Origin of the sequence: Adhaeribacter soli (assembly GCF_008727925.1) — a bacterium.
GTDB classification, from domain to species: domain Bacteria; phylum Bacteroidota; class Bacteroidia; order Cytophagales; family Hymenobacteraceae; genus Adhaeribacter_A; species Adhaeribacter_A soli.
In genome coordinates this window covers 845876-861948 of sequence record NZ_VTWT01000001.1, presented here as the reverse complement: position 1 = coordinate 861948, position 16073 = coordinate 845876, and the positions used below count along the sequence as shown (strand labels likewise).

General features: G+C 48.7%; 11 protein-coding genes. 4 read left to right on the top strand and 7 right to left on the bottom strand.

The window, feature by feature from the left end; genetic code table 11:
* Nucleotides 1-334: 334 nt before the first annotated feature.
* A complete protein-coding gene (locus tag F0P94_RS03470; protein ID WP_150902303.1) occupies nt 335-988 on the bottom strand; it encodes a DsbA family protein in 654 nt (217 codons plus the stop codon).
* A gap of 429 nt (nt 989-1417) precedes the next feature.
* Between F0P94_RS03470 and leuS the strand changes: the two genes are divergently transcribed.
* Nucleotides 1418-4186: a leucine--tRNA ligase gene (leuS, locus tag F0P94_RS03465; protein ID WP_150902301.1), complete on the top strand. Its 2769-nt coding sequence runs from the start codon at nt 1418-1420 to the stop codon at nt 4184-4186.
* Between the two features lie 122 nt (nt 4187-4308).
* Here the strand turns inward: leuS and F0P94_RS03460 are convergent, their stop codons facing one another.
* Nucleotides 4309-4548: a hypothetical protein gene (locus tag F0P94_RS03460; RefSeq protein ID WP_150902299.1), complete on the bottom strand. Its 240-nt coding sequence runs from the start codon at nt 4546-4548 to the stop codon at nt 4309-4311.
* Nucleotides 4549-4740: 192 nt separating this feature from the next.
* On the opposite strand from F0P94_RS03460, the gene F0P94_RS19820 reads away from it, so the two are divergent.
* From F0P94_RS19820 to F0P94_RS03450, 3 genes are all read left to right on the top strand, one after another.
* Nucleotides 4741-5001: a dihydrofolate reductase family protein gene (locus F0P94_RS19820; protein ID WP_225307102.1), complete on the top strand. Its 261-nt coding sequence runs from the start codon at nt 4741-4743 to the stop codon at nt 4999-5001.
* The gene (locus F0P94_RS19815; protein WP_262714322.1) at nt 4998-5174 is read left to right on the top strand and encodes a dihydrofolate reductase family protein; all 177 of its coding nucleotides are present in this window, start codon (nt 4998-5000) and stop codon (nt 5172-5174) included. Before F0P94_RS19820 ends, F0P94_RS19815 begins: the two co-directional genes overlap by 4 nt.
* A 438-nt stretch (nt 5175-5612) precedes the next feature.
* Nucleotides 5613-6917, top strand: a complete 1305-nt coding sequence (locus F0P94_RS03450) for a serine hydrolase domain-containing protein (protein WP_150902297.1) — start codon at nt 5613-5615, stop codon at nt 6915-6917.
* 304 nt (nt 6918-7221) lie between these two features.
* On the opposite strand, the gene F0P94_RS03445 is transcribed toward F0P94_RS03450, so the two are convergent.
* The 5 genes from F0P94_RS03445 to treS form a co-directional block, all read right to left on the bottom strand.
* Nucleotides 7222-7608, bottom strand: a complete 387-nt coding sequence (locus F0P94_RS03445; protein ID WP_150902295.1) for an MmcQ/YjbR family DNA-binding protein — start codon at nt 7606-7608, stop codon at nt 7222-7224.
* Entirely contained in the window at nt 7605-7775 is a 171-nt protein-coding gene (locus F0P94_RS19560; protein WP_191906899.1) for a DUF6728 family protein, read from the bottom strand. Before F0P94_RS19560 ends, F0P94_RS03445 begins: the two co-directional genes overlap by 4 nt.
* A 327-nt stretch (nt 7776-8102) precedes the next feature.
* Nucleotides 8103-10313 carry a bifunctional alpha,alpha-trehalose-phosphate synthase (UDP-forming)/trehalose-phosphatase gene (locus tag F0P94_RS03440; protein WP_150902293.1) on the bottom strand — a complete coding sequence of 737 codons (2211 nt, stop codon included), beginning with the start codon at nt 10311-10313 and terminating at the stop codon, nt 8103-8105.
* Nucleotides 10314-10640: 327 nt separating this feature from the next.
* The gene (gene glgB / locus F0P94_RS03435; RefSeq protein WP_150902292.1) at nt 10641-12683 is read right to left on the bottom strand and encodes a 1,4-alpha-glucan branching protein GlgB; all 2043 of its coding nucleotides are present in this window, start codon (nt 12681-12683) and stop codon (nt 10641-10643) included.
* Nucleotides 12676-16062, bottom strand: a complete 3387-nt coding sequence (treS, locus tag F0P94_RS03430; protein ID WP_150902291.1) for a maltose alpha-D-glucosyltransferase — start codon at nt 16060-16062, stop codon at nt 12676-12678. The genes glgB and treS overlap by 8 nt, the downstream gene beginning before the upstream one ends.
* Nucleotides 16063-16073 lie beyond the last annotated feature (11 nt).

The window sequence follows — 16073 nt, the reverse complement described above, 5'->3', positions numbered from 1 at the left end:
TTAGTATATAATTTGTTCACACCGCCGGTTTCAAAAGTATAATACCAATTCGTAAATACCGGATTCCATTAGACAAAAATTTTGGCAGATTATAGCGCAAGCGTCCGCTTGTGCTTGCTTAATTCCTGCTCTGCGATAATTAGAAAGCACAGGTAGAGAGCACAAGCGGACGCTTGCGCTATTTCAAATATTGGAAGTTGCTAAATATGATCTGGTATAAATACCTCAGTTTAAACCTGAATCCAACGTTGTACTAAATAAAAAAGACGACCATACCGGCCGCCTTCCATTAATCGTCTGATCTTAATCGCTGCCTTAATTCATAAGCAGGTTTTCAGGAAAGTACCCCTACGCGGTACAACGCTTCTTCCAGCCTTGGCATCATGTCCATGTAAGGTTTGTAGCCGCGGGTAATAAGCGTGAGGCTGTTGTCTGCCTGCAGGTACACGCTCGGAAAAACATTTACTCCGATCCGGGAAGTCAGGTCAAAATCATCCTGGGTTTCGAGGTGCATGTTCTCGGAGTGGAACATGTTCAGGAAATCTTCTTCATCTACGTCGAACTTCAGCAAAACATCTACCAGGGAATCTTCCTGCGTAAGGTCTTCGCCTTCCACAAAGAAATTTTCCTGCATGGCTTTGAAAATATCGAATGCCACTTCGTTGTGCAAATAGCGGACGGTAACCGCGGCCCTGCAGGCTGGTTCGGTGTTGTAAAGGTAGTTTTCCTTGTTGTTGAAAAAGTTGAAGTTGAAGCGGCGGCCGGTTATGTCCTGCACCCGAATCCATTGACGAGCCATTTCATGTTTCACCGGTTCAGTTAAAACCAGATTGTTGTCTACTTCAAGGCCCCCCATCACTAGCCGGAGGTCTACGTATTCCTGATACTCGCCGTAAAGTTTGCTGATCTCCGGCGCGAAACCGTAACTCCAGGGGCACATGGGGTCGGTGAAATAAAGTAACCGGGGCTTATTCTCTTCTTGTTGCATAGTTTAGTTTATAAAGCGTGAAAGAAAAGTTTCCGGTTTAAGTACGGATTCCGGTAGTTTCGGATAAAGAATTGTGGTGAAATCTGTAAGGTTTTCGAAAAAACATCGGAAAACGAAAAAATATGGTACCACCGTAGGGACAGGTCGCGACCTGTCCGCACACATTCCCGATCAAACATTCCCGATCAAGTATTATAGATTAATGCATTGCCGGAAAAAACTACTTCTCCGCATTCCGGTTCCAAATCCTGTTCATTACCAAAATACTTGTAATCGGATTCAGATAATTTGTCGCAATAATTGTGCGGACAGGTCGCGACCTGTCCCTACGGGTAACGCCAATTCCGTAAAAATCCCTTAATTTGCACGTTGGTTTCCAAACCACTTTTTAACCGCAAACCCCTACCCTTTTACAGGAAAATTACACCGATGGCCGAATATAACTTTAAAGCAATAGAGCAGAACTGGCAACAGTATTGGAAAGAAAATAAAACCTTCCGCGCCGAAAATCAAAGCAGCAAACCGAAATACTACTCCCTGGATATGTTCCCGTATCCTTCCGGGGCTGGTCTGCACGTGGGGCACCCGCTGGGTTACATTGCTTCCGATATTGTGAGCCGCTACAAACGCCATAAAGGTTTTAATGTGCTGCACCCGATGGGCTTCGACTCTTTTGGTTTACCGGCCGAACAATACGCCATTCAAACCGGTCAGCACCCGGCCATTACTACGGAGCAGAATATTGCCCGCTACATTGAGCAGTTGCAGCAGATCGGTTTTTCTTTCGACTGGGACCGCGAAGTGCGCACCTCTGACCCGAATTACTACAAATGGACCCAATGGATCTTCATGCAGCTTTTCAACTCGTGGTACAACTACGAAACCGACAAAGCCGAACCCATTGAAAAGCTGATCGCGATCTTTGAAAAGGAAGGCAACAGTTTCGTAAAAGCAGCCTGCGACGAAGACACCCCGCACGTAACTGCCGACGCCTGGGCCCGGATCGACGAAAAGCAGAAACAGGAATTATTGCTGAAATACCGCCTGACTTTTCTTTCCGAAGCAATGGTGAACTGGTGCCCGGCTTTGGGTACCGTACTGGCGAACGATGAAGTGAAAGATGGTTTGTCGGAGCGTGGCGGGTTCCCGGTAGAACGCAAACGGATGCGCCAGTGGAGCATGCGGATCACGGCCTATGCCGAACGCTTGCTGCAAGGTTTAGAAACCATCGATTGGCCGGAGCCGGTGAAGGAAATGCAGCGCAACTGGATCGGAAAATCGACCGGCGCGGAACTGCATTTTGCCATCGAAAATTCCCTGCACCACATTACCGTTTTTACCACCCGTATCGATACGGTTTTTGGCGCTACGTTTGTGGTACTGGCACCGGAACATGACCATGTTGCTGCCTTGTTTACCGAAGATCGCAAAGCCGAAGTGGAAGCCTACGTGGAAATGGCCAAAAACCGTTCTGAGCGCGACCGCATGACCGACGTGAAAACCATTTCCGGTGCATTTACGGGCAGCTACGCCATCAATCCGATCTCCGGCGAACGCGTGCCGATCTGGGTAGCCGACTACGTGTTGGCCGGTTATGGAACCGGCGCGGTAATGGCCGTTCCGGCGCACGATACCCGCGATTATGCCTTTGCCAAGCATTTTGGTTTACCTATTCTGGAAGTAGTTTCCGGCGGCGATATTTCTAAAGAAGCCTATGCTGCCAAAGATGGTAAGATAATTAATTCCGGTTTCCTGAATGGCTTGAGCGTGAAAGAAGCCATTGAAGCCGGCATTAAAAAAGCGGAAGAACTAGGCGTGGGCAAAGGCAAAGTAAATTACCGGATGCGCGACGCGGTGTTCAGCCGTCAGCGTTACTGGGGCGAACCCGTACCGGTGTACTTTAAAGACGGTATTCCGCATTTGCTCAAAGAAGAAGAACTGCCGCTGGTGCTACCGGAAATCGACGAATACAAACCAACTGAAACCGGTGAACCGCCGCTGGGCCGTGCCAAAGACTGGAAGTATGAAAATCACTATGAATATGAGTTGAGCACGATGCCGGGCTGGGCCGGTTCAAGCTGGTACTGGTACCGCTACATGGACCCGAAAAACGATACTGAATTTGCCTCCAAAAGTGCCATCGATTACTGGCAGAATGTGGACCTGTACATTGGCGGTTCGGAGCACGCAACCGGCCACCTGCTTTACTCCCGCTTCTGGAATCAGTTCCTGTATGATCTAGGTCTGGTACCGGAGAAAGAACCGTTCAAAAAGCTGATCAATCAGGGTATGATTCAAGGCCGGTCGAATTTTGTTTACCGGGATAAGGAAAGCGGAAAATACGTTTCATTTGGCTTGAAAGATCAGTACGACACTACCCCGCTGCACGTAGATGTAAACCTGGTTGAAAACGATATTTTAGACATTAATGCTTTCAAGTCTTGGCGGGAAGATTTTGCCAATGCCGAGTTTATCCTGGAAGACGGCAAATACCTGGTAGGCTGGGAAGTAGAAAAAATGTCGAAGTCGAAGTACAACGTGGTGAACCCGGATGATCTGGTAGAGAAATTCGGGGCGGACACGTTGCGGATGTACGAAATGTTCCTGGGACCTTTGGAGCAGTTCAAGCCTTGGAATACGGCCGGCATGGACGGCGTTCATAAATTCCTGAAGCGTTTTTGGCGCTTATTCCACGACGAACAAGGCAACTTCAGCGTAAGCGATGCCGAACCAACTTCCGGCGAACTGAAAACGCTGCACAAAACCATCAAAAAAGTAGAGGAAGACATCGAGCGTTTCTCGTTCAACACTTCGGTAAGTACGTTCATGATCTGCGTTAACGAACTAATGGCTTTTAAAACGAACAAGCGCGCCATTCTGGAACCGTTGGTAATTACGCTTTCACCTTATGCGCCGCATATTTCGGAAGAACTCTGGAAGCTCCTGGGCCACAACGAAAGCGTAGCCTATGCACCGTTTCCGGTTTGGGAAGAAAAATTCCTGACGGAAAATGAGTTCGAATACCCGGTTTCGGTAAATGGTAAAATGCGCGGTAAGATCACCTTCCCGGTAAACAAACCGAAAGAAGAGATCGAAAAAGAAGTGCTGGAATCGGAAATAATCCAGAAATACCTGGAAGGCAAAACGCCAAAGAAAATAATCGTGGTGCCGAATAAGATCGTGAACGTTGTTGTGTAGTTTTCCGTCAGCTGAAGCAGACGGCAATGAATTTTTTCAAAAAAAGTAGCCTAGAGTTTAAATCTTAAGTTATCTGATATCCAAACCTCACAGGTCTCGGAGACCTGTGAGGTTTTTTTTTATTACTTCTTCACTTTCTTTTTCAGCTTAATTTTAGCAGCAGGTTTTTCGTCAACAATTCCCCGTTCTCTATCCCGTTGGCTTTTAATGGAGAAAGCCACAACCATTACCCCGATCATACAAAAAGCATAAACGATCCAGTCTATAATGCTGCCGGTTTTAAGAGCATTCAGAAAGTTAACGGAGCCAACAACGATAAAAAACAGCACTTGCAGATATTTGATGAGGATAGAACGGCGCATCGGAGATTTAAATTTTCTGCAAAGCTACGGCTATTCCCATGAAAATGAAAAACACCTGTTGCCGGGAAGGAAAATCTTGGTTAGTTTTGGCTACCATTCCATAACCTCATGCGCTAACTCAAGCTTTACACCGCTACCAGTTTAGACGGTAAAATTGCCCGCCCTAACGACGAAATCGATTGGTTGCCGCCTTTGGAAGAATACGATTACGGCTATGCCGAATTCATGGCCGGAATCGATGCCATTGTGATGGGCTACAAAACCTACGAGGTGTGTGCCGACTTCGGCGAGTGGGCTTATAAAGATAAAACCAGCTATGTTTTCTCGCACAATCAAGAGCGCACCTTAATACCGGAAGCGCAATTGATTAACGAAGACCCGGTGAAGTTTGTACAGAATTTGAAGCAAACCGGGGCAAGGATATCTGGCTTCTGGGCGGGGGCGAGATCATGAGTTTGCTGCACAATGCCGGTTTGATCGATGAGTTTATTCTGGCTTATATTCCGGTAATTCTGGGCGAAGGCATTGAACTCTTTCCATCGATAAAAAAGCAGGAAAACCTGAAATTAACCCGTCACCAGGTATATGAAAACGGGGTTGCCTTATTTTACTTCTCCAAAGCATAAAACCTTCTTTTCTTTCAGCGCTAACTTTTGTAACAGTAATTTCCGGGATTAATATCCGTTTTTGCACTTTTGCTAAACATTGGATATTTTTTCCTGACAAACTGTACAATTTTTTCTCTGGTGTTGCCGTTATTTAATCGATTCGGAGCCTGTAATTCAGTCTTTTAGACAAAATATTGATTTAAGCTTCCGGATTTGAGTACAATTTTATAACACCGGAATTTGAATTAATTTTTACCCACTCTTCGCCGGCCTTCTGTGACTTTGGCGAATTACCAATACTTCCTCTGAAGGTTTTCAGCCTGGTTGCCCTTTCGTTACCGAATTTCCGGCTACAAGGGAAAGCTATGGCCTAAAATTCCTTAGCAGCTTCGGGCTGTGTTCGTTGGCTTTTTTATTTCTGTTGGCAGCGTTTGCAACGCAATTTTCTTTTTTACCTTGGCATTAATTTTTTACCAGAACTTTAACCTGGCGTTTTTCCTTATTCAGGTTATGACTTTTTTCATCATCCCTCCTGCCTATTCGCAAACCGGTACACCTGTTCCCGAACTTACCGTGGTAGACGATGATGTCACCATTTTCCTGAAGAAATGGCAGATTCCCGGAGCGGCCGTAGCGGTAGCCCAGGATGATCAGTTACTTTATGCGCGGGGCTTTGGTCAGGCCGACGAAAATCAGGCCATGCGGCCCGACCATCTTTTCCGGATCGCCAGCCTATCCAAACCTATAACGGCCATGGCCATCATGAAGCTGATCCAGGATGATATTCTGTGCATCGACGACCATGTTTTTGGTGCCGGCGGGGTGCTAAGTTCCGCCCCTTTCCTGAATTATGCGGATAACCGGGTAGAACAAATCACCATACAGCATTTACTGGAGCATACCGCCGGCTGGGACCGCGATACCAGCCCCGAGGGCGATCCAATGTTCAATGCCGTAAAAATTGCGGATGCCATGAACGTACCGGCTCCGGCCGATGCCCTTTCCATTATCCGGTACATGCTGCAAAAGCCGCTCGATTTTACCCCGGGAACCCAGTTTGCGTATTCTAACCTGGGCTTTAATATCCTGGGTCGCATTATTGAAGAGGTAACCCAGGATACGTACGAGGTTTACGTGCAGAACGCCATTCTCCAGCCGTTGGGAATTACAAGCATGGCCTTGGGTAAAAACAATTACGAAGATAAAAATCCGCTGGAAGTGCGTTATTTCGATCCGAAGGACCGGAAAGTAAAACCGGTAACCGGCGAAGCCAAAAAAGTGCCTTTGCAATACGGCGGCTTTAACCTGGAAGCCATGGATGCACACGGAGGCTGGATCGCTTCGGCACCCGATCTGATAAAGCTAATGGCCAGCCTCGACCGCAAAGATGAAGCCGCGCCCCTTAAACCCGAAACGGTTGCCCTGATGACCACTCCAACCAGCGACCGTCGCGGCTATGCCATGGGCTGGTTTGTGAACCCGAATGGCAACTGGTGGCACACGGGAGCCTTAACCGGCAGCGCAACCTTAATGGCGCATATTAAAGACGGCAAGAAATGGGTACTGCTTTTAAATGCCCGTCCGGAAGATGATAATTTCTACCCGGAACTCGACCGCCTGATGTGGGATTCTTTAAGCAAAGTACATACCTGGCCTGACAAACACCTGAAAGAAACTGCTCCGTTGGTGGTTTCTTCGGAAGAAGTAAGTACTCCGGCAGAAAACCTAACTCAGCCTATGCAAACGCAACTTCCTCATTAATAGCAAAACCCGGTATTTAAGGCCGGGTTTTTTGTTTGTTTTTGCTACCGATTTGAAGGGAGGTTTCGCCTTTTTCTTTTAAGCAGGCTAAAAGGTTAAAGCATGCCACAAGTTTAGCGGAGCGTAACTTGTGACTTTCTTCAAATAGCCAGTTTGTAACTGGCGGAAGTTGCTGTTCAACTATTTCAGTTTTCCATAGCAGGCAGGATCTTTGCCTTGCAGGCAAGGTCAGTTACAAACTGACCAAAGAATTAACCCACAAGTTACGGCTTCGCCTAAACATGCGGGATAGAAAAGTGCGCCGTTAATAAATCAGGCCTGGTGGTCTTTCGTTTTCGGTTTCTACGGCCAGCCTTTGGGAGCGGGTAAGGGAATTAAAAACCAGCAGGTAAGACTGATCGATCCATTCTTTAATTACCAGGTCCGGAATAGAGCCGTTTGGTTTTACGTTGTTCCAGTGCTTTTTATTCATGTGATAAGCGCCTTCCACTTCGTCCGGAAACTCCTCGCGGAGCTGAATAGCTTTGTCCGGCTCACATTTCAGGGCAATACCGCCGTTAAAATCGGAAAGGTTAGTAAGCGCGAACATTTTGCCGCCGACTTTAAAAACCAGCGTATCGGCATCGAAAGGGAAACTTTCGGTTACCCCTTTCTTAGCCAGACAATATTCGCGGTAATCCTCTATGTTCATCGGGTAAATAACCTTATGGCCATTACAATTAAACAAACCAGGAAAATAAGGATCGAAATTTTATTAATTCCGTGCATTACACGGAGGTTGAACGTCGGTTTCCGGTTCGGATCGGGCTTCCGGAAAAAATACGTAAGCACTTCCGTAAAATTAAATAAGCCTTTCATACTATTCATTTTTACTTCTCTTAAGAGAACAAGTCAAGGTAGAGAAAAATTTAAAATTCTGCAATTATAGGTAATATTAAAGGGGCATAAAATTTCTGACCTTTATTTCATTTTATCGGGCTTTCAATTTTATCTTCCTGAAGAGACTAAAAATAATGGGCCCCATTCAGCCTTCGTGAAATCCTTGAATTACATTTTACAAAAGTGTGTTGTGAAATTATACGTATTCTTTTAACCGAAACCCCTACCCTTTCTAAAAAGATTCAGCACCCGGCTTTAATGCAAATGCGTTAATTCCGGGTGCTGAAACAAATTGTTTAAGGTAAATTAAGCGCTGATCCGAAGCTTTGAATTAGCTTTATTCTGGGTGAGCAAATCTCTTATGATCCGCCGCACGTCGCGTACGGCATCTACGTAATAGCGGGCGGATGAGCGGGTGTTCCCTACTTTTATGGTGAAAGCGCTCGGCGGCATGGCCCGGAAAGTATCTTCGTCGGTACGGTCGTCGCCCAGCGCCATGATAAACTCGGCCGGAAATTTCTCGAGCCAGCGGGTAGCGGCCGCGCCTTTGTTTACTTCGGTATTTTTAATTTCCAGCACCATATTTCCTTCCATTACCTGCAGGTTTATGTTGGAGGCCAGGTACGATAAATGCGTGTGCAGTTCCCGGGCCCGGAGTTCGCCCAAGCCTTTCTCCACTTTCCGGTAATGCCAAACCAAGGAATAATCTTTTTCTTCGATAAAAGAACCGGGCGTGCGGCTTACCTGCAGTTCCATGATCGGACGGATATCGCGTTTCCAGTCGCTGCTCAGGTTGCGGATCATGTGCCAGTCTTCGCCGCCTTCTTTCAGCCAGACACCGTGTTCGGCAATAATATCCACATCCAGTTTGCCTAGCCAATCATCTAAGGTAACGCGGTCGCGACCGCTGATAATTACCACCCGGTTTTTATGGTCGGCGGTCAGGTTTTCGAGCAGCGTAACCAGCTCCTGATCGGGCCGGGCTTTTTGCGGCGCGTCCTGGAAGCCCACCAGGGTACCGTCGTAGTCTAAAAAAATTAAGCGGTTCTGGGCGTTAACGTATTCCGAATTGAGCACCTGAACTTCGTGCTGGTCGAGCAGCGTGGTTGCCATAGATAATTGTTTAATTTTAATGTAGCTGAGCCGGTCCATAAACAGGTTAACCCAGTGGTGAATATTATAGCGGCGGAGCGATTCCTGCATTTGCACCATGTGCATGTGCTGTTCCTCTTCCGGCATGGTAAGGGCCTTATATAAAGCCTGGATCAGTTGGTTCTGGTCGTTCGGGTTAATGAGAATGGCATCGGAAAGCTCTTTGGAAGCCCCGGCCATTTCACTTAAGATCAGTACGCCTTTCTGGTCGGTTTTACTGGCTATGTATTCTTTACAAACCAGGTTCATGCCGTCGCGCATCGGGGTAACCAGGGCCACATCGGCCATGCGGTAAAACGCCGAAAGCGATTCCAGCGGGAAGGAACGGTAGAAGTAATTGATCGGGCGCCAGTGCAGCGTGCCGTAGGTGCTGTTTATCCTGCCCACCATTTCATCTACGCCTTCTTTCAGTTCTTTATACTTGCCAACCTGGTCGCGGGATGGAACCACGATCATGAGCAGCGTTACTTTTTCATGGAATTCCGGATACCGTTTCAGAAAACCTTCGAAGGCTTCCAACCGCTGGGGAATTCCTTTGGAGTAATCCAAGCGGTCAATAGAAAGAACGATCCGCTGCCCGTCAAAAGATTTCCGGAAGGAAGCTTCGCGCCGATGGGCTTCCTCCGATAGGGCCACTTCTTCGTAGCGGTCGTAATCGATTCCCATCGGGAAAGCATCTACCATTACGGTCCGTTTACCGGTGTCGATCAGGCCCTGCTGGTTATTGTACCCCAGGATCCGGCTTACGGAGCTTAAAAAGTGACGGGTATCGTCGTAGGTATGGAAGCCAAGCAGGTCGGACCCCAGCATGCCGTTAAGCAGCTCTTCGCGCCAGGGAAGCAGACGGAAAACTTCGTACGAGGGGAATGGAATATGCTGGAAGAAGCCAATGCTGCTGTCGGGTAAATTTTCCCGGAGCATCTGGGGCAACAGCAATAACTGGTAATCGTGGATCCAGATCGTGTCGCCGGGTTTGGCAATTTTCATTACCTCGTTGCAGAATTTCTGGTTTACCCGGCGGTACGTTTCCCAAAGCTTCTGGTCGTAAACGGCATACTGTAAAAAGTAGTGAAAAGTAGGCCAGAGGGTTTCGTTGCTGAAGCCTTCGTAAAATTCCTTGATCTCATTTTTCGTTAAGAAAACCGGGTGCATGTGGTCTGCCTGCAGGTCGGCGGCAACCTGAAGCTGGTCACTTTCTTCCTCCAGGAAAATGCCCGGCCAGCCGATCCATCTATTCGCTCCTTCCTTGTAAACGCTGCCAAGGCCGGTGGCTAAACCGCCTTCGCTGGTTTTGTATTCAATTTGCTGGTTTTTTTTAAGGACAGTAACCGGAAGTCTGTTAGATACAATAATGGTCCTCGACATGATGTAAGAGCTTAGAGTTTAGGGCCTGATTTCTTTCTTTAAAGGTATTACTTTATATTATGACTTTAGGTTTATACAAGTTCTATATATTACAAATTGCATATTTTTTAACTACACTAATAATGAATAACTTACAAAATTCCGGTTGGTGAATTGCATTAAAAATTAAGTATAAATCGGTACAATTTCCGTATGCGGAGAAAAGATGTATCGTACGTTATAATTCTTTAAACAATTCAAATAAAGTACGCAACAACCCCCCTTTCTGAGGTAAATATAGGTTTTTAGCCGGAAAACAGTACTATTTTCCGGCTAAAAACCAGGCCCTTATTTACTCATTTTAAGGTAAATTGTACCCAAAGGCGGCAGGTTCAGCGCTATGGAATTTTCGCGGCCGTGCGCCGCAATCGCTTCCGATTTCACTTCTTCCGGGTTGCCTGTACCGCTGCCGCCAAAGGCCGCATCATCGGTATTCAGGAGCTCGGCCCAGGTTCCTTTTTTCGGTACCCCAATGCGGTAATTCTCCCTTGGTACCGGCGTGAAGTTACACACCACCATGATCTGGTCTTTCGAGGCTTTCCCTTTTCTCAGGAAGCTGATCACGCTGTTGGCCGAATCGTGGAAGTCTACCCACTCAAAGCCTTCCGAATCGAACTCGTATTCATACAAGGCTTTTTCGGTTTTGTAGATATGGTTCAGCCGCTGCAGTAAAGCCTGCATGCCGGCATGAAGTGGGTACTGGGTCAGGTGCCATTCCAGGCTGCTTTCGTGCGCCCACTCGCTGGTTTGCCCGAATTCGCCGCCCATAAAAATAAGCTTTGCGCCGGGGTGCCCGTACATATAACCGTAGAGTAACCGTAAGTTGGCGAACTGCTGCCAGTCGTCGCCCGGCATTTTCCGGACCAGGGCGCGTTTGCCGTACACGACTTCATCGTGGGAAAGCGGCAGCATGAAGTTCTCGGCAAAGGCATAAATAATGCTGAAGGTGATCTGGCCCTGGTGGTGCTGGCGGTAGATCGGCTCTTTTTCCATGTAACTGAGCGTGTCGTGCATCCAGCCCATCATCCATTTCATATTAAAGCCCAGACCGCCTTCGGCAGCAGGCCTCGAAACACCCGGCCAGGCCGTAGATTCTTCGGCTATGGTTAAGGTATCGGGGTGCGCCTGGTGAATGGCATTGTTGAATTCCCGGATAAAGTTAATGGCGTCCAGGTTTTCGCGCCCGCCGTATTCGTTCGGGATCCACTCCCCTTCTTTGCGGGAATAATCGAGGTAAAGCATGGAGGCTACCGCATCAACCCGAAGGCCGTCGGCATGGTACATATCAAGCCAGAAAAGCGCGTTGCTGATCAGGAAAGACTTTACTTCGTTGCGGCCGTAATTAAAGATGTAGCTCTTCCAATCGGGGTGGAACCCTTTGCGCGGGTCGGCGTGCTCGTACAGGTGAGTTCCGTCGAAATAAACCAAGCCGTGCTGATCGGAAGGGAAATGCGAAGGCACCCAGTCCAGAATTACGCCGATGCCGGCTTCGTGCAAAGCGTTTACCAGTACCATAAAATCCTGCGGCGTACCAAAGCGGCTGGTCGGGGCAAAATACCCGGTAACCTGATACCCCCAGGAACCATAGAAAGGATGCTCCATTATGGGCATAAATTCTACGTGGGTAAAGCCCAATTCTTTTATATAAGCCGGTAATTCCTGCGCCAGTTCCAGATAGGTCAGGTGGCGGTTCTCTTCTTCGTGGTTGCGGCGCCAGGAACCCAGGTGCATTTCGTAAACGGAATACGGCTGGGGTTTACCCACGCATTTACTCCGGGTCTGCAGCCATTTCTTATCGTTCCACTTAAAGTTGTGGATGTCCCAGACCACGGAGGCCGTATGCGGCGGGGTTTCGGCAAAGAAGCCGAAGGGATCCGCTTTGGCTACTTCAAATCCGTTGTGGTGCGAGCGGATGTGGTACTTATAAAGGTCGCCGTGGCCGATCTGCGGGAAAAAGCCTTCCCAGATACCCGAATGATCGAATCTTGGCATTAGCGGAAGTTCATCCGGCTGCCAGTGATTGAAATCCCCGATTACGGAAACGGCGGCAGCGTTTGGCGCCCAGAGGGCAAAGTATGTGCCCTGCACGCCGTTGTAGGTCATGAGGTGGGCGCCGAATTTCTCGTAAAGTTTGTAATGCCGGCCTTCGCGGAACAGGTAAATATCGAATTCGGTAAAGCGGGTGCAATGCGGCGGCATTTCCGTTTCGGACAGGGCCGGATCGGCCGGCAAGGAAGCATCGTTAATTATTGCAGGCATCAGCATTTCGGCTACATCGGAGGCAGCGCCGCTCAATTCGGGTTCGGTCGTTTTTTTGGTTCTTTTAGCCATTCTTCTCTGCGTTCATAATTGATTTTATACCTCTAAGCGGAATCATTACCCAATCCGGACGATTGTTCAGTTCATAGCCAAGTTCGTAAATAGCTTTCTCCAGCAGGAAGGTCTGGATCAGGACTTCGGAGTCTTCCGGGTTATCCGGCAGAACATCTTTGCCATTCATTACTTCCAGGTACGATTCCATGTAGAACCCGCTTACGTAGTGGTACCATTGCTCGGCCCAGTAATCCATTACCGGTCCTTCTTCTTCGGCCAGATAGGCATCTTTTAAAAGGGCATTGTAAGCCGCATAATGGAACGACCGGATCATGCCGGCTACATCGCGGAGCGGCGAGCGTTTTAGTCTTCTTTCGCTGTAAGCGCGGGCCGGTTCGCCTTCAAAATCCAGGATCACGAAATCTTTGCCGGTAAACAGCACCTGGCCTAAATGGAAATCGCCGTGGGTCCGGATCTTGAGGGTATCTATTTTATGGTCGAAAATGAGCTTGAATCTTTCCAGAATCTCTTCGCGCATGGCCAGTACTTCTTCGGCATCCTGACGAGCGCTTTCCGGTATCTCGTTCAGGCGTTTTTTCAGCAGGTCGAAATTGCTCCGCACCAAGGATTTCAGGGAAGAGAAAAGGGAACGCTGGTAATGCAGGGAATAATCTTCCGGGGTAAAATCTTTATTCGTCTTGTTCGAAGCCAGGGCCAGGTGCATTTCGCCCGTGCGGGTACCCAGCAAATGGATCCTTTCCACGTAGGCGCCGCCCAGCAGGTTCTGCAATTCTTCCGGAATGCTTTCGAACGGGGCCGGATTTACCAGCGTGCCGCGAGGCACGGTACGGGTCACTTTTTTGCCCATGGAAGATACCCTTTCGAAATACCGTTTCACGGATTCGCCGATGTACTCCCAGGCATCGCCCTGGTTCGGTATCATTTCCTGCATCATGCCCAGAATGATGCCGGTCTTGCCCTGGCTTTGCAATTCAATGTCGCCTTTGTAGGCCGGCACGTTCGCGAAGTTGGCCTGTTCGGTAAGGAAGCGGGTAATTTCCAGGTCTGGGTTAACGGCGCGGTCGAGCTTGCGGTAGAATTTAAAGTAGTACTGGTCGCCGTATATAATGGAGGTATTGCTTTGCTCTGCCCCCAGAATCCGCGACGGTACGAAATTCTGTTCTTCTTTCAGCTCCAGTTTGGTACCGCTAACCGACTGGAAAACCAGTTCGGCATTTCTGCCCAACGTCATCCGTTTCCGTTTAGCCATATACTGGAAAATGGTATGGCGGAAAGCTTCGCTGAACACGGCATCGTACAACACGCCGGGCTGGCCATTGATCGAGGCCTTGGCTATAATGCTCTGGGCCGACTGGTTGCGTAAGGATTCGGCTTCTTCGTCGCCGGCAAAAGCTAATGTTAACTGGTAGAGTTCCGGTAAGCCTTCGTTGTAAGTAACTTCCATTACCAGCATGGCTGCTTCATCGCCGTCTACCGGGAACGGGATGTACTCGGTAACTTCCACCCGCTGAATGATACGGGCTTTGCCACCAAACCAGCGACATTTCATCAGGTATTGCGGCAATATTTTATTTTCCAGTTCCTGCACCGATTTGTGGCCGATCTCGGTCAGGTTGTTCAGTTTTATGGATGGCAATTCGGTAAGGGTTCCGGTGGTTTCTTCCTGGCGGAGCGCGAACCAGAAAAAGCCATAAGGCGCCAGCGTGATCAGGTACGGATCTTTACCCACCTTCGGGAATTTGTTCTGGCCGAATACTTCCACCGGGGTATAATTCTCGTAATCTTCCAGCGGCAATTCCACGGCTTGCGGGAAGCGCGACAGGTTACATATTACCAGAATGGTTTCGTCTTCGTAGGCCCGGATAAAGGCCAGCACTTTGGTGTTTTCCGGAGAAAGGAATTTGATGCTGCCGCGGCCGAAAGCTTTGAAGCGTTTGCGCATGGCAATAACCCGTTTCATCCACCAGAGCAGCGAGTTCGGGTTCTTTTCCTGGGTTTCTACGTTTACGGCTTCGTACTTATATTCCGGATCGATGATTACCGGCAGGTAAAGTTGTTGCGGATTGGCCTGCGAGAAACCGGCGTTGCGGTCCGGGCTCCATTGCATCGGGGTACGCACGCCGTCGCGGTCGCCGAGGTAGAAGTTGTCGCCCATGCCAATTTCGTCGCCGTAATAAATTACCGGGGTGCCCGGCATGGAAAACAGCAAAATGTTCATGAGCTCGATCTTGCTCCGGTTGTTGTCCAGCAGCGGCGCCAAGCGGTGACGGATACCCAAGTTGATGCGGGCAAGCGGATCTTTGGTATATACTTTATACATGTAGTCGCGCTCTTCGTCGGTTACCATTTCAAGGGTAAGCTCGTCGTGATTGCGGAGGAACATGGCCCACTGGCAGCTTTCGGGAATTTCCGGGGTCTGGTCCAGTATATCGATAAGCGGGTAGCGGTCTTCCATTTTCACCGACATGAACATGCGCGGCATGATCGGGAAATGGTAGTTCATGTGGCATTCGTCGCCGTTGCCAAAATAGGAAGCCGATTCTTCGGGCCACATATTGGCTTCGGCAAGGAATAAACGGCCCGGGTATTTTACATCTAAATGCGCGCGGAGTTTTTTAAGGAAGGCGTGGGTTTCGGGCAGGTTTTCGCCGTTGGTACCTTCGCGCTCAAACAGGTACGGTACAGCATCCAGCCGGAAGCCATCCACGCCCATATCGAGCCAGTAATCCAGCATTTTAAATACTTCTTCCTGCACCTTGGGGTTATCGTAGTTCAAGTCGGGCTGGTGCGAGAAAAAGCGGTGCCAGTAATATTGTTTGGCCACCGGATCCCAGGTCCAGTTCGAAGATTCGGTATCGAGGAAAATAATCCGGACGTCTTTGTACTTATTCGGATCGTCGGACCACACGTAATAATCGCGCTCTACCGAACCCGGCGCCGCATGGCGCGCCCGCTGAAACCAGGGATGCTGATCGGAGGTGTGGTTGATCACCAGTTCGGTAATCACTTTCAGACCGCGGGCATGCGCTTCTTTCAGGAATCTCTTGAAATGGTTGATGTTGCCGTACGATGGGTTAATGGTATAATAATCGGCAATGTCGTAGCCATCGTCTTTTAAGGGCGAGGGGTAAAAAGGCAGCAACCAGATGGCCGTGACGCCCAGGTCTTCGAGGTAATCGAGCTTGCTGAGCAGGCCTTCAAAATCGCCGATACCGTCTTTGTTGCTATCGTTAAAGGCTTTGATGTGGAGCTCGTAAATAATGGCGTCCTTGTACCAGCGAAGGTTTTCGTCAGGGAGCGCATTTTCCTGAGCCGTGCCGGAACTGGTAGTTTGCGGTTCCTTTTGGGTTTTTGGTGCTTTCAGCGTTTTTTCCATTGTGTGTTGCA